Origin of the sequence: Bradyrhizobium canariense, from assembly GCF_900105125.1 — a bacterium.
Classification (GTDB): domain Bacteria; phylum Pseudomonadota; class Alphaproteobacteria; order Rhizobiales; family Xanthobacteraceae; genus Bradyrhizobium; species Bradyrhizobium canariense_A.
This window is the reverse complement of the sequence record NZ_LT629750.1, coordinates 843,580-865,455: the sequence shown is the minus strand read 5'-3', so window position 1 is coordinate 865,455 and position 21,876 is coordinate 843,580. Positions and strand designations below refer to the sequence as shown.

Below are 21,876 nucleotides of genomic sequence, written 5' to 3'. Positions count from 1 at the left end.
ACTGTCGCTCCGTTAAATGGGACCGGAAATGCGGATTATGTCCGGTAGTTATAGGGATCGGTGGGTTTTCGCAAGACCAATTTGTGATTTGGCCTCCGCAATCGGCTCTGCTAACCCACCGTGGGGCCAGAAGGCCGGAACATCCAGACAAACCCGGAAACGCAGGGTATTGTCTAGGACAAGAAATCGCTTCATTACAAGTCGACAGTATGGGTTTTCTCGCCCTCGCCGCACCACATTTGCAGTGGTGATTACCGGGTTGGATTCTCCGAGCTCTAGACAATCTTTCGTGAGATGCGCGGCCCCCTGCCGTCGCGCCAAAAACGTTAACAACGCGAGAAACTTGATGTCACCTGCTTCCAATAAAATCGCGCTTTTTATCGATGGCGCTAACCTCTACGCAACGGCCAAGACGCTCGGCTTCGACATCGATTACAAGCGCCTGCTGAAGGAATTCCAGAGCCGCGGGACCTTGGTACGCGCGTTCTATTACACCGCGATTATCGAAGATCAGGAATATTCGTCGATCCGTCCGTTGATCGATTGGCTCGATTACAACGGCTATACCGTCGTCACCAAAGCGACCAAGGAATTCATCGACGCCAGCGGCCGCCGCAAGGTCAAGGGCAACATGGATATCGAACTGGCGGTCGATGCGATGGAACTCGCCGAGCACGTCGATCAGATCGTCCTGTTTTCCGGCGATGGCGATTTCCGGTCGCTGGTCGAAGCGGTGCAGCGGCGCGGCGTCCGGGTCACCGTGGTCTCGACGATTTCAAGCCAGCCGCCGATGATCGCCGACGAATTGCGGCGCCAGGCCGACGTCTTCACCGATCTGGTGGAACTGCAATCCAAGCTCGGCCGCGATCCATCCGAGCGCCCGGCCCCGCGCGAGCCGCGTCATCACGCGCCGCAATTCCTGCAGCGCGCGACCACCATGGCGCCGAGGGGCGATGACGACGATTTCGACGACTGATGCTGCGCGCGGCAAGCCGCCGCCCGCCAATTCCCTCCTCCGCACCGCACCCGATCGCAATTGCCCGCTTTGCCCGAGGCTCGCTGAGTTTCGTGCGCAGGCACGCGCGCGCGAACCCGGCTGGTTCAACTCGCCCGTGCCGTCATTCGGCGATCCCGATGCGAGGCTTCTGATCGTAGGCCTCGCCCCCGGCATGCAGGGCGCCAACCGTACCGGACGGCCCTTCACCGGCGATTACGCCGGCGACCTGCTTTATGCGACCTTGCTCGAATACGGTTTTGCCAAAGGGAATTATCAGGCGCGGCCGGACGACGGACTGACGCTGGTCGATTGCCGGATCAGCAACGCCGTGCGCTGCGTACCGCCGCAGAACAAGCCGCTACCCGCCGAAATCAATACCTGCCGCTCATTCCTGTCAGCGACGATCGAGACCATGCCGAAGCTGCGCGCGATCATCGCGCTCGGGCGGATCGCGCATGACACCACGCTGAAGATTTTGAATCTTCGCGGCGCCGCTGCGCCATTTGCGCATGGCGCGATCCATCAGGCCGGCACCATCAAGCTGTACGATAGCTATCATTGCTCGCGCTACAACACCAATACGCGGGTGCTGACGCCGGACATGTTCCGCAGCGTGTTTGCGAAGGTCAAAGCGGATTTAGACGAACGCCGAAACCCGTAAGCGAGATCTTCTCTTGCATGCTTGCCCGGTTCGACATGAAGCGGCTCCACGCTACCCTCGATGCCGAGCGTCGTGCTCGCGGGTTGAGCTGGAGCGAACTTGCGAACGAGATCAATAAACCGTTCGAGAGTACGCCTTCCATTCCAATCAGCGTTGCAACGATCAGAGACATGTCGAGCAAAAGCTCGGTTACCGGCGCGGTTGTGCTGCAGGTTCTCAGGTGGTTGCGACGGACGCCGGAGAGCTTTCTCGCGGGACACGAGGATGCTCCACCGAAAGCAGAGGAGGCGCTGCCCGATCCCGGACCGCCGCTTATCCTGCGCTTCGACACGCGGGCATTGTACGCGGCGCTCGAAACCGAACGGAGCGATCGAGGCTTAACCTGGAAGCAGATCGCCTGTGAATTGCCCGGTTTCACCGCGAGCATGCTGACTAATCTTTCGACCGGTCCCTTGATCGGCTTTCCCAGGGTGATGATGCTGACGCAATGGTTGCGTCGTCCGGCCGCAAGCTTCGTGCGGGGTCGGGCGCGGTGAACCGCAACGACTCAACAACGCGCCCCTTTGCCGGATTGGAGTCCCGGTCCTAAACCGGATTGTCCTGCAACCACGCCAGCACGTCGCCGGCGTTTCGATCGGGCGGAAATACCGGGTAAAACACATGCGTGATGCGCGCGTCGTCGACGATCAGCGCTAACCGCTTGATCAAGGTCAGCCCCGCGACCTGCATGGTCGGCAGATTGAGCGCGCGGGTTAACGCCAGCTTTTCATCCGACAATACCGGGAACGGCAGATGCAGCCGCGACGCCATCTCGGTCTGGTATTCGTTGCTCTGCGTCGACAGGCCGAACACATGCTTGACGCCGGCGGCCTTCAATTCCGCAAACAGATCGCGAAACGCACAGGTCTGGGGCGTGCAGCCCCGCGCGCCCGGAATCATGTCCCAGTCATCGACCAGACCGATCTTGCCGGGCTCGCCGGTCCTGGGATAGCCGAACACCACAATGCGCCCCGGCAACGCCGACAGCGTCACCGACGTATCGTCGGTCGCGACCAGGCTCACCGGGGGGATCGTCATGCCGACGAGATGCTTCGCCGCGCCGTCGTCAACAGGTGCTGGAATTTTGCTCCAGTCGACTTCGAGCAGGTTCTTCTGATTCATCGTACCATTCTCCATCGGTCGTCTTTGCCTGCGTGCGGCGCATTGCGCCGACCCGTTGGCTCGCAATGACGGACAGGAACGTGCGACACTTGCCTATCCCCGCGCCCGCATCAGGCGGCCCTTCTCCCTGCTCCAGTCGCGCTTTTTCTCGGTTTCGCGCTTGTCGTGCAGCTTCTTGCCCTTGGCGACCGCCAGTAGCAGCTTGGCGCGGCCGCGCTCATTGAAATAGAGCTTGAGCGGGATGAGCGTCATGCCCTCGCGATCGACCGCGCCCATCAGCTTGTTGATCTGCTTTTTGTGCAGCAACAGCTTGCGCGGCCGTTTCGGCTCGTGGTTGAAGCGGTTGGCCTGAAGGTATTCGGGAATGTTGGCGTTGATCAGCCAGATCTCGCCGTCCTTGGTGTCAGCATAGGATTCCGCGATGGTGGTCTTGCCGTTGCGGATCGACTTGACCTCGGTGCCGGTCAGCGCGATGCCGGCCTCCAGCGTGTCCTCGATCGCATAGTTGAACCGGGCTTTGCGATTTTCGGCGACAACCTTGATTGCACGCTCGTTCTTCTCGGCCACATCAAGCCTTCTTCAGCAAATCGCGGATCTCGGTGAGCAGTTCTTCCTCGCGGCTCGGCTTCGGCGGCGCGGCAGGCGCGGCCTCATTCTTTCGCTTGAGCTGGTTCATGAGCCTGATCACGATGAACAGCACGAAGGCGACGATGAGGAAATTCAGCGTCAGCGTGAGGAAGTTGCCCCAGGCCAGCACGGCGCCCTGCTTCTTGGCGTCGGCCAGGTTGGTGGCTATAACAGCTTTCGAGAGGCCCGTGTAATAATTGGAAAAGTCGAGACCGCCCGTGATCGATCCGATGATCGGCATGATGATGTCGCCGACCAGCGAAGCCACGATCGCGCCGAAGGCAGCGCCGATGATGACGCCGACCGCGAGGTCGACCACGTTGCCCTTCATCGCGAATTCTTGGAATTCCTTGAGCATCTACAGTCCCCCTCCTCAGTATCCCGAACAGCCAGAGCCATAGCGGCAACCGAAGGCCTAGTTGATCAGGCCCGCATGCACCATCGCGCTACGCACCGCCACCCGCGTCGGCTCCGACACCGGCACCATCGGCAGGCGCAGCTTCTCGTCCATCTTGCCGAGCAGCGAGAGTGCGTATTTCACGGGCGCCGGATTGGACTCGATGAAGAGATTGGTATGCAGCGGCATCAGCTTGTCGTGCAGCTTGAGCGCCGTGGCGTGGTCGCCTTTCTGCCAGGCCAAATGAAACTCGGAGCACAGCCTGGGAGCGACGTTGGAGGTCACGGAGATGCAGCCGTGACCGCCATGCGCCATGTAACCGAGCACGGTCGCATCCTCGCCCGACAGCTGGTTGAAATCCTCGCCCATCGCCGCGCGCTGCTGCGACACCCGCACCATGCTCGCGGTCGCATCCTTCACGCCGGCAATGTTCTTCAATTCGAACAGCCGCTTCATGGTGTCGACCGACATGTCGATCACGGAGCGCGGCGGAATATTGTAGATGATGACCGGAATTCCGATCGCATCGTTGATCGCCTTGAAGTGCTGGTACAGGCCTTCCTGGGTCGGCTTATTGTAGTACGGCGTCACCACCAGAGCGGCATCGGCGCCGGCCTTCTCGGCATGCTGCGCCAGCTCGATGGCTTCCTTGGTCGAATTGGAACCGGCGCCGGCGATCACGGGCACGCGGCCCTTGGCCTCGTCGATGCACCATTCCACCACCCGATTATGCTCGTCGTGGCTCAAGGTGGGGCTTTCGCCGGTCGTGCCGACCGGTACCAGGCCGTGGGTTCCCTCGGCGATCTGCCAGCTGACAAGGGCGCGAAATGCCGCTTCATCCAGCGAGCCGTTTTTGAAAGGCGTGACCAGGGCAGTGAATGAGCCTCGAAAATTCGTCTTGCTTGCCATGGACTTCCTCCGAACGCGCGCGGCATGCCATCAAAACTGATTAGGGATCATTCATATCGGGTCTGACGTGGCTGCGAAAGGGCCGCGCAGGCCCAATCCCGGCCGCGATTTTGCCGCGGTGATGGTCCAGACAGCGGAAATTACGGCGGTTTTGGCATTTTTTCCAAATATCAATCAATTAAACTTAGAGCATCATCAATTGATGATTCGCCGCGAAGGAACGCCGTGAGCCAGTTCACCCGCGCAGCCGCTTTGCGATCGACGGCCTTATCCATGGTCTTGTCGAAGGCGTTGGCGACCAGCCTGGTGCTGACCCTTGCGTTATCGGCACTCGCGACGGCGGCCACGGCGAAAGTTCCACTGCCGAAGCCACGGCCGATCGCTCGCAACGCCATGCCCAAGACTACGGCCAATGGTACGGCCAAGAATGCCGCCAAGACGACGGCAGCCCCGGGTGCACCCGCGCCGGTAGCTCCGACTGCCCTGGCGCCGGCGACCCGCCAGCACGCGGCTTTGCCGCCACCGCCCGCGCGCAAGCCCTCGATCCCGGCGGCCGTGGCCGCGACGTCGTCGACCTCGCAGGCCGACGCCGACGCGCTGGAAAATGTCATCGATCTCGTGCGCAAGCATCAGCCCGCCGATGCCACACAGGTCGAAGCCGCGATATCCGATCCGCTTGCGAAGAAGCTCGCAGAGTGGATCATCCTGCGCAGCGACGACAACGGCGCCTCCGTCGAACGCTATCGCGCATTCATCGAGGCCAATCCGAGCTGGCCTTCGCAGAGCTTCCTGCGCCGGCGCCTGGAGGCTGTGCTGTGGGACGATCATCGCGACGATGCGACCGTGATGTCGTGGTTCGCGAACGAGTCGCCGTTATCAGCCAAAGGCAAATTCGCGCTGGCGCGAGCCATGATCGGACGCGGCGACCGGACCAACGCGGAGCGTCTGGTGCGAGACGCCTGGCGAAACGATGCGATGTCCGAGGAGACCGAAAACAACGCGCTCGACCTGTTCGGCGCGCTGCTGACACCGGGCGACCAAAAGGCGCGGATGGATCTCTTCCTCTATGGCGGCGAGCACGAAATCGCATTGCGGGCGGCGAAGCGGCTTGGCGGCGCTGAGGTTGCGCTGGCGAAGGCGCGTATCGCGTCCTATCGCAAAGCTCCCAATACCGAGGCTTTACTCGAACAGGTTCCGCGCGAACTGCGCGGCGATGCGGGCTACATCTTCAGCAAGATCCAGTTGCTCCGCCGTGAAGAGAAATTCGCAGAGGCCGCGCAGCTCATGCTGAGCGCGCCCAAAGACCCGGGTCGCCTGTACAATGTCGATGAATGGTGGATCGAGCGGCGGCTGATGTCGCGCAAGCTGCTCGATGTCGGTGAGTACCGCACCGCCTATCTGATCGCGCGCGATGCGGCACTTCCCGCGCGCGACATCTACAAGACCGAGCAGGAATTTACCGCAGGCTGGATCGCGCTGCGTTTTCTAAGGGACCCCGCGACAGCAGCGCAACATTTCGCCCGCATCGGCGTCGGCAGTTCCAACCCGACCGCGCTGGCGCGCGCCGGCTACTGGCAGGGCCGGGCCGCGGAAGCCGCCGGCCGCTCGCAGGAGGCCCGCGCCGCCTACATAGCCGCGGCGGAACATTCGACCAGCTATTACGGTCAACTGGCGCGCGCCAAACTCGGCCTGCCGCAGATCGCGCTGAACGGCGCGCCGGCTGCGCGTGGGCGTGGAATCGAGCGGCTGGAGGTCGTGCGCGCGGTGCAATTGCTGTACGCGCTGGACGAGCGCGAGATCGCGATCCCGATCCTAGCCGACATGGGCGACAATGGCGATCCCGACGCGCTGGTGGGCCTTGGCGAACTAGCCTCGCGCAACGGCGACGCCCGCGGCATGCTGCTGCTCGGCAAGGCTGCGCTCAATCGCGGGCTGCCGTTCGATTTCTATGCCTATCCGGTGAACGGGATCCCACCGTTCAAGTCGATCGGACCCGACGTCGAGCAGAGCGTCATCTTCGCGATCGCCCGGCAGGAAAGCGCCTTCAATCCGGCGGTGGTCTCGCCGGCCCAAGCGTACGGCCTGATGCAGGTGACACCGGACGCGGGCCGCTATGTCTGCAAGAAATACGGTGTGGGCTTCGATCTCCAGCGGATGAAGACCGATCCCGTCTATAACGCGGCGCTGGGAGCTGCCGAACTCGGCGGCCTGCTGGAGGATTACCGCGGCTCCTACATCATGACATTCGCGGCCTATAATGCCGGCCGCGGCAGCGTCAAAAAATGGATCGAACGCTACGGCGATCCACGCGACCCCAAGGTCGACGCGGTCGACTGGGTCGAACAAATCCCGTTCTCCGAAACCCGCAATTACGTGCAACGGATCATGGAGAATTTGCAGGTCTATCGCGCACGGTTTGGCGGCGGAACGCGGCTTCAGATCGAGGCCGACCTGCACCGCGGCTCCATGGAATAACCGCGTGACCCTTCGCCTTCCCTGCGCATGCAAACCGTGACGTTCCCAAACCGGTTCGGGAGCATGACCTAAGCCATTGAACCGCCAATAGCGCATGGCCCGAACGGCTTCCCCAAGCGCAGGAAGCAACGCAAAGAAAAACCCCCGGCAGTTTCCTGCCGGGGGTTCTTTTAGAGCGTTGTCAAACAATCCGGATCAGAAGTTGCGCTGAACGCGGAAGTTGAGGGACACCGTGTCCTGGCTCTTGAACGTGTAAGCGCCAGTCTGCAACGGAGCTCCCGGAGAGAACGCTGCTGTGGTGGTTCCCGAGAAGCTGGTGTTCAAGTGAGCCCAGATCGTTTCTGCCGAGAACGTCAAGTTCTTGACGGGAGTCCACCGGGTGATGAAACCAAGTTCCGACATCGAGAAGTTCGGATCGCAATGTACGCCGCCGCCAGCAGTCGGGTTGCTCGCGAAGAAGGCCGCGCAATACTCAGCCTTTGCGGTTCCGTCATACTGCACCCAGCCCATGCCGCCGAACAAGCTGCTCGACCAGTATGGATCCCAGTTGTGGTTGAACGCACCGCGAACACCATACGCCGTCGTCAGATGGATCGATCCGTCGCCGCCGGCCGAGGTCGGAAGATAAACACCGTCCGTGGTCGCACCGAAGGCCATGGTACCGGAAGAACCGAGCTGACCCGGAACGCCACCGAACATCGCGAAGCTCGGGGAGCTTGCGCTGGTGGAGATCACGTTCTTCGTGTCACCCTTCGCCCAAGTCGCATCGAACTTGATGTCGTCGCCCGGACCGGTCGGGATGTTCTTGATCTGCAACGCTGCCATCACCGAGCCACCGTATTTGGTGTCGGGGTGACCGCTGAGCATCGACGCAGTCGTCGACGCAACCGCATCCGCAGGCGTCAAGCCAGAGCCGGCGAGTGTGTTGTACGAAGCGTCAACTTCATGCAACGCACCCGACAACTGGAAGAGACCCCAGGCCTGGTCGACCTTGATGTTGGCGACGACGTCCGGCATGTTCACACCGCCATAGGCGTTGCTCCCAGTGCCGGTGGCACCGATGCCGCCCGGCAGCAAGCCAGCGCTGGCACCGGTCGAGAGGTTGTAAACCGAGGTACGGTTGAATGCGCTCGGATCATCGAGACCGATGCTGGCCGACACGCCGTTACCGAACTGAGCGGTGTACTGGATGTTGTTCACGCCGGTGACGGTGTCATTGCCACCGATCAAGAACGACGAGTTGTTGCCCGGATAACCATTCCAGGGCGTCGAATAGGCCGAGGAAGACTTACCGAAGGTGAACCCGGCGAACTGGATGAAGACGTATTCAACCGCGACATAGCCGCCGCCCGGTGTTCCCAGGATCGACGAAGTGTTGTTGCCGAGGTTCGAGGACAGGGCCGTCGGGTTGGAGGTGCTGCCGCCAAGGGTATCGAACTGGAAGTCGCCCTGGGCGAAGGTGCGGACCACGCCGTATTCAGACGCAGTGCGGGTATCAACCGTCAAAGCAAAACGCGAACGCTCCGAGAAGGCGTTGCGATAGCGATCGCCGTTACCCAGATCGCTGCTCCACGCCGGCTGGTCGTAAACGCCGGCATTGAAATCGCTGTCAATGCGCAGATAACCACCGATCTTGATGCAGGTGTCAGTGCCCGGAATGTAGTAGAATCCTGCACCGTACAGGGAACACACCCTCACGTATTCGACCGCTTTGGCCTTTACGGGAAGGTCAGCTGCCTGCGCCCCGCCCACAGCGACAAAGCCAGCCGCCGTTGCGAGGACGAGCCTCTTAACCATCTTCATGTTAACCTCCAAGTTGCTCTACAGGGAGGGTTCCGGATCCGCTGGGTGAAAACACCCTGGGGTTGGTTCCCTTGTCCCTTGAAACCCGCCTAGTCGCTTCGCGCCTTCGGACACACCCGCGTGCGCGAGTGACTGAAGCGAACCACCTAAAACGGGACGACCTCGGGATGCCCCCCTCCGTCGCACCATCACAATTACCGAAGGCTCCTTCGTTCGCAACAAAGGAACCGCTTCAGAGCGGCTGCGATATTCGGTTTTTGGACGGGTGTTGCACAAATAGCACGTAGTTGCGCTTGTGCATTCGCCGCAAGTATTTGTTTTTTATGACAGTTTTGAAACAGGCCGACCTTGCCCTTGGATCGTCGCCAGAGAGGCCGCCTCGGCGGCTTGCGCCCACCTCACATCGAGTGGGACCGAATCGAACGACCGAAACGGTTTCCGCGCACTCAAATATCCCCGGGGAAATGCCGGGATTCGTCGAATGTTGGACGTCGGCGGAGCCCGGAGCTACCAGCTCGTCTTTATATAGCGAGCGTGGCGGGCCATGAATTGGCACAGTGATCCCCTGTTTTGCTCGGCAGCCCGAAGCAATCTCATCGGGCGGCACCGGCAGCCCCGGGGCGCCAGCCAAAAACAATCGAACCAACTGGCGCGGCCAGAAAATCCCGAAAGCCGGCGTGAACGATCCTTGGCGGCGTCAGGACGTCCGTGCGACGAAATCCGAGCGCAGGCGGTACCGAACATGGTTTTCCCGGGGATTCGCCTGAGCGCCACAAGTTCGGCCCTCGAGCCTCTATATAAGTCTTTAAATCGGCCGGGAATCTGGCAGCCTTAAATCTGCCGCTTGCGGCTCGCCGCCGTGTCGGGCATATCGGCCTTGCTGGAGATGTGGCCGAGTGGCTGAAGGCGGCGGTTTGCTAAACCGTTATAGGGTTGTAAAGCCCTATCGAGGGTTCGAATCCCTCCGTCTCCGCCAGTTTTCGTGTGTCCGGCCCGGAGACATGGGTAACGGAACGTACCTGAGACATGGGTGACAACCTCGTGCCGAACGGGTTGTCGAGGGGCTGCAAGGTTTTCTGCTCCAGGTCGAAATATCCGAGATCACAGTGCCGGAAGCTAGCGAGCCAAATGCCGTCGTCGACCTCCTTGATGCCGAGCTTTTGGCCGGCGAGCACAGTTGAGATGTTGATCCGCTCGCGATGCAGGCAGAGGCGCGCCGCGCTGTCTGCTCTGGCGATTAAGGGCTAGTCGCAAGGACCATCCTTGGGGAAAACGAAAGCTAACGCGCGATCGATGAACGACGCGGCGGAATGTCTTTTTGTTTAAGAGCCGAACCCTATCGGTGTCCGGGTCATACCTTCGCCCGCGGTAACGTCTTCTGGCAGGCCTTCGGTGTTAAGCCACCGATCCCGCGAGCCGACCGCGATCAGGACTATTGCGGCACTGCTGAACAGTACGAACATCACGCAATCCATAATTCTCTCCCGTCATCAAGCGACAAGATTTATAGACGCACTGCTGAACTGCATTCAGGCGCGAAGGCAAGAGACACAGCGACTCAGTCGCGAAGTTGAGCAGCAGCGAGTTTCAGTTGGCTCGCGCGATTTACTGACAGCGCACCCTGTAATCGTAGGCATAACGTGGTTAATAATTTCCTGCCCTCGTAATTTTATAGTAATTCGGAATGCCTTCAGAGCTTGCGATGCAGCCGATCCTGGAAAGCCCGCTCCTGTGAAGTCGCTGCTGTATCGACGCCAGGGCGAGTCCACCTATCCCGACGCGCCGAGACTTGTCCTCAAGCCACCGCTGCGCGATCGGTGATCCGACCGCTCATATGCCCGCCTCGATCCCGATTTCCGAAATCACCCCGCACAAAATCTATTGCGGGACATCAATATGGTCAGGAAGAAGACCGCTTTGATGGCGCGCATACATCGTCGTGTAAGCGCTTTCGATATGACGCGTATAGAGCTCTGTATTGAATAGCGGCCTGGTCAAACGATTTTGCGCAAGCTTGGCTTTAATCGCGGCCAATGCATCCGGCCTAGTCGCGAGTTCGATCGCGATGCTTTCAAATTGCTCCTGCGTCTCAGCGATCAGTTCCGGCAAATCGAGCGCGGTCAGCAGACCCGCAGCCACCCTGCCCGCGAACGTCTCGCCTAGTTGCGTCAACACGGGCAAACCTGCCCATAGAGCATCGCTCGCCGTGGTGTGAGCGTTGTACGGCAACGTATCCAGAAACAGATCCGCCAAACGATGGCGCGCCATATGGTCGGGCGCCGATGGCAGGCGACCGGCAAACACTAGCCGATCGGGATCGACGCCCGCAGCAGTAGCTTCCGCTCGCAGGTTTTTGACGGCCGAAGCATTGTTTTCAGACAGCCACAAAACGCTGCGATCGACCGCCTTCAAGAGTTTCATCCGTGATCGAAACAGACGCGGATTCAGCTTGTAGGAATTATTGAAGCAGCAAAAAACGAAGCCGCTCGCCGGCAGTCCGAAATCGGCGCGCGCAAGGGATCGGTCCGAGATCCGGCGGCACGTATCATCGTGCGGCATATAGCTATGGGGAAGACGAACGATCTTCTCCATATAAGCGTCTTGATGCGATGGCGGGATCAGGGTTGGGTCGGCGATGATGTAATCCATGTATTCGGCGCCCATGGTTCCGGGATAACCCAGATAATTCACCTGAATGGGCGACGGCCGCCGCGCGACGATGTTCGTCCGCGAGAGCTTTGTAAGACCGGTCAAATCAACCACGATATCGATTTCCAGCGACTTGATGAGGCGAGCGACCTCGTCGTCGCTGTGCGTCTCGACGTCGATAAATCGCTCGAAGCAAGCCTCCAGCCGTTTGCGCAGCTCCGAATTGTCACTCCGCTCCCAGGATATCGCGGTGATCTCGAACCTTGATTTGTCATGGTGCTCGAACAATCCGGCGGTGAGCTGGGCAACCGGATGTTCGCGAAAGTCGGAAGACAGATAGGCGATGCGAATCCGATCGTGAACGTAGCGCTCGCCCTGCCAAAGCCGTTCACGGGATGGCGGATACATCACCTTGATCCAGGACTTCGCGCAGTCAAGCTGGTCTTGAGCTGTAGACGGGACCGCAAGAAATTCGAACGGCCCGGCGTTCATGCTGCCGCTCTTGACCGATGAAATCAGGCGCGCGCAATCGGCATCCCATCCTGCCCAGTTGCAGACGCAATTCTTGACGTTGATGCGGGCGCTTTCCGCGCCTGTTAGGCCCGGCCGCAGGGATAGCGTCTTGTCATAGGCAATCAGCGCCTCGTCATATTGCTTGAACTCGCGCAGCATGTTGGCACGCCCGTTCCAGGCCTCCGCGAGCCCCGGCTTGAGCGCGATAGCCTGATCATAGGCGGACACCGCCTCCCGATAGCGGCGCAGCTCATAGAACACGTTGCCGAGGCCGACCCAGGCTTCCGCAAGCCCCGGGTCGTTGTCGTAAGCCGCAAACGCCTCATCGAACCGCTTGAGCCGCAGCAAGGCGTTGCCCCGGCCAAGCCACGCTTCGACGGATCCCGCTTTGGCTGCGAGCGCCGCGTCGAAGGCCGCGAGCGCTTCCTCGTGCCGCAGCAATTCCAGAAATACATTGCCCCGGCCAAGCCAGGCCGCGGCGGCTCCTGCGTCAAGTGCGAGGGCCTTGTCGAAGCAGGCCAGCGCGGCCTCATATTGTTTGAGCTCGCGTGCCACGTTGCCACGGCCGACCCAACCCTCAGCCGATCCGGGCCTGAGCGCGAGCGCCTTATCGTAGGCCAACGAAGCCTCGGAATAGCGGCGCAGCTCGTAGAAGACATTGCCGCGACCGAGCCAGGCCTCATCCAGATTGGTCCTGAGTGCCTGAGCCCTGTCATATGCAACAAGAGCGTCGTCAAAGCGCTCGAGCTCGAACAGGACGTTGCCAAGGCCCAGCCAGGCGTCCGCCAGGTTCGGATTGAGCCTCAGCGCCTTGTCAAAGGAAGCAAGCGCCTCGTCATGGCGCTTGAGCTGGCCGTACAGCACAGCCCTGTTCAAATGAGCTTCCGCATATTGCGGATCAAGCGCGAGCGCCCTGTCGATGCCAGCCAGCGCCGCATCGTGTTGCTTCAATGCCAGCAGAACGGAACTGCGCTCGGTAATCGCCGCGACATGATTGGGCTCCCGCGAAAGAAGCCTGTCGAAGGTCGAAAGCGAGTCCTGCAATCGATTTTGTTTGAGCAGCGCGCCGGCGGCGACGTAGAGCAGATAGGCGTTCGCGCCCTCTATCTCCAAACCCTTCAGGCACACCCCGCCCGCGGTTTCGAAATCGCCGAGCTGGCACAGCACCGTGGCGTAGTTCTGCATGAACTGGACGTTTGTCGTCTGAACGGACAGCGAACGAGCCATCAGCCGCGCGGCTTCACCCAGATTGCCGTCCGCCGCCTCGATAATCCCAAGCGAATGAAGCGCGTTGGATTCTCTCGGATTGCGCTTGATGATTTTGCGATAAAGCTTCGCGGCTTCGGCGAATTTTCCGCTTCTGTGCAGCGAGAAAGCCAGTTGCAGGCTCTGGGCTTCGTCACGGTTCGACATGAAAGTCGCGTAACAGAATGTAGCCGCGGATACCAGCCGCGGCTGCTGCCTGCCCGCTGTCAGGATCCCCGGCAGGCGGGAATTCCCCAGCCTGATGATAAAATGCGGACGGCTTCGCTTTCCGCCTGTCCGCCAATCGAACCATGGGGAGCATCGACCGGCCCGAAGGCCGAACGCCTGCTCCCGGGTGCGGATCAGTGCGCCGTCATCCAGGCCCGGGCTTCGCGCTGGGCGGTAGCGATCTCGACCTCTGACATCAACTCGGCGACCTCGCGGCGCAGCGGAATCGCATCACTGCGGCCTTTCAGGGCTGCGAGGTTAAACCACTTATGCGCTGCGACCAGATTGACCACGCCGGAACGCCCGCTGGCCCAATACAGGCCGCGCTCGAACAGCACGTCCGGGATCGCGCTCGCCGCCACCGGTGTAGCCATGTCCAGATCGATGTGCCCCTGAAACATCCGTCATCTCCTTTTGATTTTTGCGCCGCCCCGTTGCCGAGCGCGGCCCCTGTCCACTGTTTGAAACGTCCCGATATTCCCCACGCCGTTTGCCGGCTTGTTGGGATGACCATGCCCATCAAATTTGAAGGGCAGTTTAAGTATCGGGATGAATCGAATGTGAACGCGATTTCGGCCGGCACGCCGGGAAATCGCAAAAACGCCCATTTGGCGCCGGTTACTGCCTGATGGAGAAATTCGGTTTACCCTGCCGTTTCGCGAAACGATAACCATTCGCGGCAGTCGCAGTCCCCGGCTTGTGCCGGCGCGGCGGCAGGTGTTCGCAGGTCAAGCCGGGAGCGACGGCACGACAACTGCGACAGACGTGCTGTCCTTCCCGCGCGGGACGCGGACGGCCAACCGAATTTTGGGGATGTTGGAAATCAGAGCGCCCGGTTGGGCGCCGATGGGAACGAGGGCGTCGGCGAACACGTCAGGACCAGATTTCACCTTGGGCTTTGAGCCCGATGAAATTGCGGACCACAGATCCGCACCGAACGAAGAAAACTTGTTTCTTCTGCCGGACCGGGCTTCTCGGAGCGAACTCCTCGAAAGAACGATCCAGCCGTTTGACCTGATGTCTCGCCGACACCCTCTTTCGTCGACAGAGCCTCTGGATGAGATCCGTTTCGAGAAACAGACTGTCCTGGGGTTCTGGTGACGTCGCCGGCATCAAGCCGCCGGCAATTTCTTAAGCGAGATTTACTTCTTCTTCTTCGCGACCTTGCGGGTCTTCTTCGCAGTCTTCTTCACTGCGCTCTTCGCTTTCTTCGCCTTCTTCGCTTTCTTGGCCATGTTGCCCTCCTGATGTAGTGAGATGGCTTAATCGCTGCGTGCACTCGGGAATCGAAATGCACTACATCCCGAATACACCAACACATTGGAAAAAACAGCGTCCGCCTTAAGGAAGTGTTGACGCCCGAATGGCAGAGCGCGCGACGCGGGCGGATCGGCAACACACCAATACTCACGCGCAACGATGCGAGTAGTGGGCGAAAACGCGACACTTGCATTTGTCAATATCGAAGGAAATGCCTGTGCCGCAGGCGTTTCCTTAATTCGCGTATCCGACGATCATCGCATCGTCGCGGCCATCGCGACTCACCGATACCGGCTCAAAGCACGTTGCGCGGACTCTGAGTCGCCATTTTTGGCAATGAAAAAATTTTCGCGTTTCCGGCCATCGCGTCTCATCGGTGCTGGCCCAAACCGGTTTTTTGCTCGAATCGTGACCGCCGATTCGTGGGCACGATTTCCCGGCGCGGCGGTGAACCACCGCTCGTTCGGCGGCGAACAATGCTCGCTTACGCGTCTTGATCGACGACGCGCCGACAATGCCGGGCACGACATCGCACGTCACTCAGATGCCAAGTTTGGCCTTGAGCAGATCGTTCACGGCTTGCGGATTGGCCTTGCCGCCGGATGACTTCATCACCTGACCCACGAACCAGCCGATCAGCTGCGGCTTGGCTCGGGCCTGCGCGACCTTGTCCGGATTCGCGGCGACGATATCGTCGACCACCTTCTCGATCGCGCCGAGATCGGTGACCTGCTTCATGCCGCGCGCTTCGACCAGCGCACGGGGATCGCCGCCCTCCTGCCAGACGATCTCGAACAGATCCTTGGCGATCTTGCCGGAGATGGTGCCCTCACCGATCAGATCAACGATGGCGGCAAGCTGTGCCGCCGACACTGGCGAGGCCGATATGTCGCGGCCTTCCTTGTTGAGACGCCCGAACAGCTCGTTGATCACCCAGTTGGCAGCGAGTTTGCCGTCACGCTTCCTGTCGGCGAGCGCCGACAGCACGGTCTCATAGAACTCGGCGCTCTCGCGCTCCGCCACCAGCACGCTGGCGTCGTAGGGCGAAAGTCCGAACTCGGCGATGAAGCGAGCCCGCTTCTGGTCCGGCAATTCCGGCAGCCCGGCCTTCAGATTGGCCACATAGGCGCCGCTGAATTCCAACGGCAGCAGATCGGGATCCGGGAAATAACGATAGTCGTGCGCCTCTTCCTTGGAGCGCATCGAACGGGTCTCGACCTTGCCGGGATCGAACAGCCGCGTTTCCTGGTCGATGACACCGCCGTCCTCGATGATTTCGATCTGACGCCGCGCCTCATACTCGATCGCCTGGCCGATAAAGCTGATCGAGTTCATGTTCTTGATCTCGCAGCGGGTGCCGAGCGGCCCGCCCGGCTTGCGCACGGAGACGTTGACGTCGGCGCGCAAGGATCCCTTCTCCATGTCGCCATCGCAGGTGCCGAGATAGCGCAGGATCGAGCGCAGCTTTGTCACATACGCTTTCGCCTGCTCGGACGAGCGGATGTCCGGTTTCGAGACGATCTCCATCAGGGCAACGCCGGAGCGGTTGAGGTCCACGAACGACAAGGTCGGGCTCTGGTCGTGCAGCGACTTGCCGGCATCCTGCTCCAGATGCAGCCGCTCGATCCCGACCGCTACGGTCTCTCCCCCGGCCAACTCAACGATCACCTCGCCCTCGCCCACGATCGGCGACTTGTACTGGCTGATTTGATAGCCCTGCGGCAGGTCCGGGTAGAAATAGTTCTTGCGATCGAACACCGAACGCAGATTGATCTGCGCGTTCAGCCCAAGACCGGTGCGAACCGCCTGCCTGACGCACTCTTCATTGATCACGGGCAGCATGCCCGGCATCGCCGCATCGACCAGCGAGACATGCGAGTTCGGCTCGCCACCGAATTCCGTCGATGCGCCGGAGAACAGCTTTGAATTCGATGTGACCTGGGCGTGAACTTCCATGCCGATGACGATTTCCCAGTCACCGGTAGCGCCCTTGATCAGATTGGATGGTTTGACGGCAACATTCATGGACAACTCGATCGGATAATGTCGTGCGACACGAAATCACAGCCAAAGAAGTTGAAATAATTCAATATTTCTTTGCTGGGCGATGACTTTTCCGGCAGGCTCGCAGCATGGCGCTGCCGTATGATGCAAATTAAGCCGACGTCGGGGCCGATGCAACCTGCCCTTCGGCGAGACTTCCGCTTCGACGGGTGAATATTTCCGCAATCCGTGCAAATACACGGCGACACCGCATACCTTCCTCACTCGCATTTTCGAGAGGCACGATGGGCGAGATTTCCCTGCGCATGGTCGATGGAACGCATATCGTCGTGCCGTCCTCGCTCGAGGCGTTCACGACCTACGTCATCCTCGAGCAGGAAAAGTGGTTCGAGAAGGAGACCGCGTTTCTCTCGCGCTGGCTGAAGCCCGGCATGACCGCGATCGATATCGGCGCGAACCTTGGGGTTTACAGCCTGCCCATGGCGCGGCTGGTCGGGCCCAAGGGGCAGGTCTTTTCCTACGAACCGGCAACAGCAACCTGCCGTCTGCTCGAAATCAGCAAGGCGGAGAACGGCGCCGACAATTTACATGTGATCCCGGCCGCGTTGTCGGACGGCGAGCGCGAGGGTCATCTGGTGCTGGGCGCCTCGAGCGAACTGCATACGCTGGAGGGCGATGGGCCCGGCGAGAGCGTTCGGATCACTTCGCTGGATGCGGAAGAAAAAGCGAGGAATTGGGGCGCGATCGACTTCATCAAGATCGACGCGGAGGGCGAAGAAGAACGGATTCTGGCCGGCGCCGGATCGTTCTTTTCAAAACGCTCGCCATTGGTGATGTTCGAAGTAAGGGCCAAGTCAAAACAGAACGACAACCTTCCCGCCGCATTTAACGCCCTGGGTTTTGCCACCTACCGGCTTTTGCCAGGCGCTCCTGTTTTGGTGCCGGCCGGCGCGGAGGAATTGCTCGATCATTATGAGCTCAATCTGTTCGCCGCCAAACCCGACCGCGCGGCAGCGCTTGCCGAGCAGGGATTGCTCATCGAGGCCATTCCGGAATGGGCGCCGGACGATGAAATCCGGGCCAAGGCGCTGGAGTTTTTCAAGGCACAGCCGTTCGCGCCGATATTCGCGGCGTTGCCCGGCGGTGGGGCCGCGTTAGAACCGGCCTATCGCGACGCGCTCGCGGGCTATGCGATGTGGCGATCCCGGGACCTTTCGTTGTCAGAGCGTTACGCCGCTCTGCGGTTCGCCGGTGACACCCTGACCGCGCTCTGCGACAAGCAGGCGTCGCTGCCGAGGCTGTCGACGCTTGCCCGCATCACCTGGGAGATGGGGCGCCGTACCATCAGCGTCAAAGTACTGGGCATCATGGCCGACGTTCTCAAACGCGGCACCGGCCGGATCATGGAGCCCTTCTGGCCCGCGAACCCGCGATTTGACCACGTCCCACCGGGCGCAAATGCCGTTGAATGGTTCGTGGTCGCGGCCCTCGAACAGTTCGAACAGACCGCTTTCCAGTCATCGAGATTTGGAAGCTCCGGCGTCGATCTCGACTGGCTCAGCAAACAGCCCCTTGCCTCCACGGAGATCGAGCGGCGGCGGATTTTACAGCGAGCGCTGGCCGGTCAAAAAAACGACGTGCCGCCGCGGCTGCTGGCGCCCGCCCCGGACCATTTGAACGCCGAAGCCTGGCGCGGCGGTCTGGTCCCAAACACAATCGTGGGCCGGTGACATCGGCGCACGTCGTTCGGAATATGGGCTATGTGTTTGCCGATGGATCCTTGGGGATCAGCGCCGCGACGATCCGCTCCCATTCGGTCTCGAGCGAATCCGTCGCGACCGCCTTGCCCGCTCGCCGGTACCAATAGCCGGCATTGCCAAGATCACCCTCGAGCCGATGTAGATAGGCATGGACCCAGGCTGCGTCAGCCGTCTCTTCGTCCTGGACGAGCTTGTGCGCCTGATCCCATTGGCCCTTCGCGGCCCACCACAGGGCGGCGAGCGGCGCGGCGATACCTGGCGCCGGTGCAGTACCCGATAAACCGGCTTTAAAATCCGCCATGCTCATCATCGGGCTCAGTTCGGCTTCGCTCCGGACGCCGCATCGAAGGTCAGGGTGAACCATGTTCCCTGCCCGCGGATGCTTTCGGCGCGGAACACGACATTCCCGGCATTTTCCTTCAGCGTCTGCAGGACCAGCGCGCCGAGTTTCCGCGGTGACGGCCATTCCTGATTTTCGCCGAGCCCAACCCCATCGTCGGATACGATAACCGTCACACGGCCGTCGCTCTGCTTGCAGATCAGCCGCAACTGGCCGCTGCTGCGGCCGACAAACGCATATTTCAGCGCGTTGGTCAGCATCTCGTTGATCAGGAGTCCCGTGGGCATCGCGACGTTGATCGAGAGCGGACAATAGCCGGACTCGATGTCGAGCTTGATGCTCTCGGCGGCGCTGACCTGCATCACGGAGGTTGCGATGTCGGACAGATACTGGCCGAGATCGATTTCGGGCGGGGCGTTTTCAGCCGACAAAGTCCGGTACAGCACCGTCAACGCATCGATCCGGCTCGCCAGCCGCCCCAAAGCCACCGTCTCGCCTTCCGCCGCCGATCGTGCTTCCAGACGGATCAGCGCCGTGATGAGCTGCAAATTGTTTTTCACCCGGTGCTGAAGTTCGCGCATCAGCACGTCGCGATCGCGGATCTGGCTCTCGAATTGTTCGATCTGCGCGCGTTCCCGGCCGCCGACATCGACCAGCGCCGCGATCCGAAAACTCTCGACGCCATCGTCGCTTTCGATCACCGAGGCATAGGCCTGCACGATGACCAGCCGGTCGACTGGACCGGATGGACGGAACACGCCGATGAAATCCTCGCCGTCCTGGATCGCCTCACCCAACGTCCTGGTCGGGCTGTCCTCGTCGAGAAAACCATCCAGACAGGTCCAGCGCTGGCCCTCCACGTCAGGGGCTGCCATCGACATCAAATTCTCGAACGCCTTGTTGATGTAAACGACGTGCTGCTCCTCGCGGAACCCGCGCGATACCGCGAGCGCGACCGGAACATGATCGAGCAAATGCTTGTATCGGTCGTTCTCGATCGCCGAAGCGAGCTTCGACGAGCCGAGAAGCTGATCGACCTGTTGGGAAGATGGAACGCCGTCATCCGCGCTCATGCGCTAACCCTGCTCATCGGCGAACCATGGCGAAGCCCGGCAAAAAACGCAAACCCAAAAGCTAGTCGCGCGACATGGAACTCACGCCCACCATTTTGGTGGTGTGAATCGTCCCGCCGCCTGCTCGATTACTTCGCCGAGCGAGAACAGCGTCTCCTCGTCGAACGGACGGCCGATCAACTGCAGGCCGAGTGGCAGCCCTTGCGCGTCCTTGCCGGCGGGAACCGCGATCCCCGGCAATCCCGCCATGTTCACCGTCACCGTGAAGATGTCGTTAAGGTACATCTCGACGGGATCGGCGCCCTTTTCGCCGATGCCGAACGCCGCCGACGGCGTCGCCGGCGTCAGGATCGCGTGCACGCCCTTGGCGAAACAGTCCTCAAAGTCTTTTTTGATCAACGTGCGCACTTTCTGCGCACGCAGGTAATAGGCGTCGTAATAGCCGGCCGAGAGCACATAGGTACCGATCATGACGCGGCGGCGGACTTCGGCGCCGAAGCCTCTAGCGCGGGTATTCTCGTACATCTCGCCGATCGAGCGGCCGGGCACGCGCAGGCCGTAACGCACGCCGTCGTAGCGCGCGAGGTTCGACGAGGCTTCCGCAGGCGCGACAATGTAGTAGGCCGGCAAGGCATATTTGGTGTGCGGCAGCGATACCTCGACCAACTCCGCGCCCGCGGCTTTGAGCCAGTTGGCGCCGTCGCTCCAGAGCTTCTCGATTTCCCCGGGCATGCCGTCGAGACGGTATTCTTTGGGAATCCCGATTTTCATGCCCTTGACGGATTTGCCGATCGCCGCCTCGTAATCCGGAACCTCGCGATTGACCGAGGTGGTATCCTTGGGATCGTGACCCGCCATCGAGCGCATCAGGATCGCCGCGTCCCGCGTACTGCGCGCAATCGGCCCGGCCTGATCGAGCGAGGATGCGAACGCAACGATGCCCCAGCGCGAGCAGCGCCCATAGGTTGGCTTGATGCCGACGGTTGCGGTGAAAGCGGCCGGCTGACGGATCGAGCCGCCGGTGTCGGTCGCGGTCGCTCCCATGCAAAGCAACGCAGCGACGGCTGATGCCGAACCGCCGGAGGAGCCTCCCGGCACCAGTTGTTTGTCGGAGCCGTCGCGGCGCCACGGATTGACCACGGCGCCGAAGCACGAGGTCTCGTTCGACGAGCCCATCGCGAACTCGTCATTGTTGAGCTTGCCGAGCATGACGGCGCCGTCGCGCCAGAGCTGCGAAGTCACGGTTGATTCGTAAGGTGGCACGAAATTGCCGAGGATTTTCGAGCAGGCCGTGGTGCGCACGTCCTTGGTCGCAAACAGATCCTTGATCCCGAGCGGAATGCCCGCGAGCGGACCACCCTCGCCCCTGGCGATCCTGGCATCGGCGTCGCGGGCCATGGCGCGGGCCTGATCCGGCGTTTCCAGCACGAAGGCATTGAGGACACGCGCGTCCTCGATCGCCTTGAGATGGGCGTCCGTCAGTTCAAGCGAGGTAAAGGATTTGTTCGCAAGGCCGGTCCTGGCCTCGGCGATGGTCAGCGAGGTCAAATCGGTCATTTATCAACCGGGCTGCAAAAGAACGGAGACAGCGTCTTGTCGTTGGCCGGATCATCCAGCTTGCTGCGCGCCTTGTCGGCGGCTTCGAGCTGGTCGAGCACCGCGTCCATCGCCTTGTCGGGATCCGCAGCCTTGCCCTGCCGCTCCATGGCGTCGAGATAGTTCATATAGGCCTGATAGGCCTTTTCATCGTCGCAGAGCAGACACATCGGATTTC

Annotated in this window: 19 protein-coding genes and 1 tRNA gene; 7 read left to right on the top strand and 13 right to left on the bottom strand. The window is 60.9% G+C overall.

The window, feature by feature from the left end; genetic code table 11:
• The first annotated feature begins 346 nt into the window (after positions 1–346).
• The 3 genes from BLV09_RS04320 to BLV09_RS04310 are packed head-to-tail and all read left to right on the top strand — an operon-like array spanning position 347 to position 2,194.
• Positions 347–976, top strand: coding sequence for an NYN domain-containing protein (locus tag BLV09_RS04320; RefSeq protein WP_100382243.1), 630 nt, complete (start codon positions 347–349; stop codon positions 974–976).
• On the top strand, positions 954–1,658 hold the full coding sequence (locus BLV09_RS04315; RefSeq protein ID WP_146686424.1) for a uracil-DNA glycosylase: 705 nt from the start codon (positions 954–956) through the stop codon (positions 1,656–1,658). Before BLV09_RS04320 ends, BLV09_RS04315 begins: the two co-directional genes overlap by 23 nt.
• A gap of 35 nt (positions 1,659–1,693) precedes the next feature.
• Positions 1,694–2,194 carry a hypothetical protein gene (locus BLV09_RS04310; protein WP_167558619.1) on the top strand — a complete coding sequence of 167 codons (501 nt, stop codon included), beginning with the start codon at positions 1,694–1,696 and terminating at the stop codon, positions 2,192–2,194.
• Between the two features lie 49 nt (positions 2,195–2,243).
• On the opposite strand, the gene BLV09_RS04305 is transcribed toward BLV09_RS04310, so the two are convergent.
• The 5 genes from BLV09_RS04305 to BLV09_RS37850 form a co-directional block, all read right to left on the bottom strand.
• Positions 2,244–2,819 carry a peroxiredoxin gene (locus tag BLV09_RS04305; RefSeq protein ID WP_100382246.1) on the bottom strand — a complete coding sequence of 192 codons (576 nt, stop codon included), beginning with the start codon at positions 2,817–2,819 and terminating at the stop codon, positions 2,244–2,246.
• Positions 2,820–2,912: 93 nt separating this feature from the next.
• Complete coding sequence (smpB, locus tag BLV09_RS04300; protein ID WP_100382247.1) at positions 2,913–3,386, bottom strand: SsrA-binding protein SmpB; 474 nt, start codon at positions 3,384–3,386, stop codon at positions 2,913–2,915.
• Position 3,387: 1 nt separating this feature from the next.
• Complete coding sequence (mscL, locus tag BLV09_RS04295) at positions 3,388–3,804, bottom strand: large conductance mechanosensitive channel protein MscL (protein ID WP_146686422.1); 417 nt, start codon at positions 3,802–3,804, stop codon at positions 3,388–3,390.
• A gap of 57 nt (positions 3,805–3,861) precedes the next feature.
• The gene (dapA, locus tag BLV09_RS04290) at positions 3,862–4,752 is read right to left on the bottom strand and encodes a 4-hydroxy-tetrahydrodipicolinate synthase (RefSeq protein WP_146686421.1); all 891 of its coding nucleotides are present in this window, start codon (positions 4,750–4,752) and stop codon (positions 3,862–3,864) included.
• A gap of 170 nt (positions 4,753–4,922) precedes the next feature.
• Positions 4,923–5,153 carry a hypothetical protein gene (locus BLV09_RS37850; RefSeq protein ID WP_244548963.1) on the bottom strand — a complete coding sequence of 77 codons (231 nt, stop codon included), beginning with the start codon at positions 5,151–5,153 and terminating at the stop codon, positions 4,923–4,925.
• On the opposite strand from BLV09_RS37850, the gene BLV09_RS04285 reads away from it, so the two are divergent.
• Positions 5,146–7,227: a lytic transglycosylase domain-containing protein gene (locus tag BLV09_RS04285; protein ID WP_244548962.1), complete on the top strand. Its 2,082-nt coding sequence runs from the start codon at positions 5,146–5,148 to the stop codon at positions 7,225–7,227. The genes BLV09_RS37850 and BLV09_RS04285 overlap by 8 nt on opposite strands.
• A 195-nt stretch (positions 7,228–7,422) precedes the next feature.
• Here the strand turns inward: BLV09_RS04285 and BLV09_RS04280 are convergent, their stop codons facing one another.
• Entirely contained in the window at positions 7,423–9,030 is a 1,608-nt protein-coding gene (locus tag BLV09_RS04280; protein WP_146686420.1) for a porin, read from the bottom strand.
• An 882-nt stretch (positions 9,031–9,912) separates the two neighbouring features.
• Here BLV09_RS04280 and BLV09_RS04275 point away from each other — a divergent pair.
• Positions 9,913–10,006: transfer RNA gene (locus tag BLV09_RS04275), tRNA-Ser, on the top strand.
• Between the two features lie 902 nt (positions 10,007–10,908).
• On the opposite strand, the gene BLV09_RS04265 is transcribed toward BLV09_RS04275, so the two are convergent.
• Both BLV09_RS04265 and BLV09_RS04260 read right to left on the bottom strand, forming a co-directional pair.
• Positions 10,909–13,605 (bottom strand): tetratricopeptide repeat protein, encoded by a 2,697-nt coding sequence (locus BLV09_RS04265; RefSeq protein ID WP_146686419.1) that lies wholly within the window; start codon positions 13,603–13,605, stop codon positions 10,909–10,911.
• 194 nt (positions 13,606–13,799) lie between these two features.
• Positions 13,800–14,066 carry a hypothetical protein gene (locus BLV09_RS04260; protein ID WP_100382253.1) on the bottom strand — a complete coding sequence of 89 codons (267 nt, stop codon included), beginning with the start codon at positions 14,064–14,066 and terminating at the stop codon, positions 13,800–13,802.
• 1,027 nt (positions 14,067–15,093) lie between these two features.
• Here BLV09_RS04260 and BLV09_RS04255 point away from each other — a divergent pair.
• Positions 15,094–15,531 carry a hypothetical protein gene (locus tag BLV09_RS04255; protein ID WP_146686418.1) on the top strand — a complete coding sequence of 146 codons (438 nt, stop codon included), beginning with the start codon at positions 15,094–15,096 and terminating at the stop codon, positions 15,529–15,531.
• Here the strand turns inward: BLV09_RS04255 and gatB are convergent.
• A complete protein-coding gene (gene gatB, locus BLV09_RS04250; protein WP_146686417.1) occupies positions 15,466–16,950 on the bottom strand; it encodes an Asp-tRNA(Asn)/Glu-tRNA(Gln) amidotransferase subunit GatB in 1,485 nt (494 codons plus the stop codon). The genes BLV09_RS04255 and gatB overlap by 66 nt on opposite strands.
• A gap of 263 nt (positions 16,951–17,213) precedes the next feature.
• Here gatB and BLV09_RS04245 point away from each other — a divergent pair, with 263 nt between their 5' ends.
• Positions 17,214–18,659, top strand: coding sequence for an FkbM family methyltransferase (locus BLV09_RS04245; RefSeq protein WP_146686416.1), 1,446 nt, complete (start codon positions 17,214–17,216; stop codon positions 18,657–18,659).
• A gap of 28 nt (positions 18,660–18,687) precedes the next feature.
• On the opposite strand, the gene BLV09_RS04240 is transcribed toward BLV09_RS04245, so the two are convergent.
• The 4 genes from BLV09_RS04240 to BLV09_RS04225 form a co-directional block, all read right to left on the bottom strand.
• Positions 18,688–18,996 (bottom strand): hypothetical protein, encoded by a 309-nt coding sequence (locus BLV09_RS04240; protein WP_146690978.1) that lies wholly within the window; start codon positions 18,994–18,996, stop codon positions 18,688–18,690.
• Positions 18,997–19,004: 8 nt separating this feature from the next.
• Positions 19,005–20,102 (bottom strand): sensor histidine kinase, encoded by a 1,098-nt coding sequence (locus BLV09_RS04235; protein ID WP_146686415.1) that lies wholly within the window; start codon positions 20,100–20,102, stop codon positions 19,005–19,007.
• 81 nt (positions 20,103–20,183) lie between these two features.
• Complete coding sequence (gatA, locus tag BLV09_RS04230) at positions 20,184–21,659, bottom strand: Asp-tRNA(Asn)/Glu-tRNA(Gln) amidotransferase subunit GatA (protein ID WP_146686414.1); 1,476 nt, start codon at positions 21,657–21,659, stop codon at positions 20,184–20,186.
• Entirely contained in the window at positions 21,656–21,868 is a 213-nt protein-coding gene (locus BLV09_RS04225) for a hypothetical protein (RefSeq protein ID WP_100382260.1), read from the bottom strand. The genes gatA and BLV09_RS04225 overlap by 4 nt, the downstream gene beginning before the upstream one ends.
• Positions 21,869–21,876: the final 8 nt, after the last annotated feature.

Coding starts and splice junctions, on each gene's coding strand:
- BLV09_RS04320 (WP_100382243.1), top strand. CDS start 347: ATGTCACCTGCTTCCAATAAAATCGCGCTTTTTATCGATGGCGCTAAC.
- BLV09_RS04315 (WP_146686424.1), top strand. CDS start 954: ATGACGACGATTTCGACGACTGATGCTGCGCGCGGCAAGCCGCCGCCC.
- BLV09_RS04310 (WP_167558619.1), top strand. CDS start 1,694: ATGAAGCGGCTCCACGCTACCCTCGATGCCGAGCGTCGTGCTCGCGGG.
- BLV09_RS04305 (WP_100382246.1), bottom strand. CDS start 2,819: ATGAATCAGAAGAACCTGCTCGAAGTCGACTGGAGCAAAATTCCAGCA.
- mscL (WP_146686422.1), bottom strand. CDS start 3,804: ATGCTCAAGGAATTCCAAGAATTCGCGATGAAGGGCAACGTGGTCGAC.
- dapA (WP_146686421.1), bottom strand. CDS start 4,752: ATGGCAAGCAAGACGAATTTTCGAGGCTCATTCACTGCCCTGGTCACG.
- BLV09_RS04285 (WP_244548962.1), top strand. CDS start 5,146: ATGCCCAAGACTACGGCCAATGGTACGGCCAAGAATGCCGCCAAGACG.
- BLV09_RS04280 (WP_146686420.1), bottom strand. CDS start 9,030: ATGAAGATGGTTAAGAGGCTCGTCCTCGCAACGGCGGCTGGCTTTGTC.
- BLV09_RS04265 (WP_146686419.1), bottom strand. CDS start 13,605: ATGTCGAACCGTGACGAAGCCCAGAGCCTGCAACTGGCTTTCTCGCTG.
- BLV09_RS04260 (WP_100382253.1), bottom strand. CDS start 14,066: ATGTTTCAGGGGCACATCGATCTGGACATGGCTACACCGGTGGCGGCG.
- gatB (WP_146686417.1), bottom strand. CDS start 16,950: ATGAATGTTGCCGTCAAACCATCCAATCTGATCAAGGGCGCTACCGGT.
- BLV09_RS04245 (WP_146686416.1), top strand. CDS start 17,214: ATGGGCGAGATTTCCCTGCGCATGGTCGATGGAACGCATATCGTCGTG.
- BLV09_RS04240 (WP_146690978.1), bottom strand. CDS start 18,996: ATGAGCATGGCGGATTTTAAAGCCGGTTTATCGGGTACTGCACCGGCG.
- BLV09_RS04235 (WP_146686415.1), bottom strand. CDS start 20,102: ATGAGCGCGGATGACGGCGTTCCATCTTCCCAACAGGTCGATCAGCTT.
- gatA (WP_146686414.1), bottom strand. CDS start 21,659: ATGACCGATTTGACCTCGCTGACCATCGCCGAGGCCAGGACCGGCCTT.
- BLV09_RS04225 (WP_100382260.1), bottom strand. CDS start 21,868: ATGTGTCTGCTCTGCGACGATGAAAAGGCCTATCAGGCCTATATGAAC.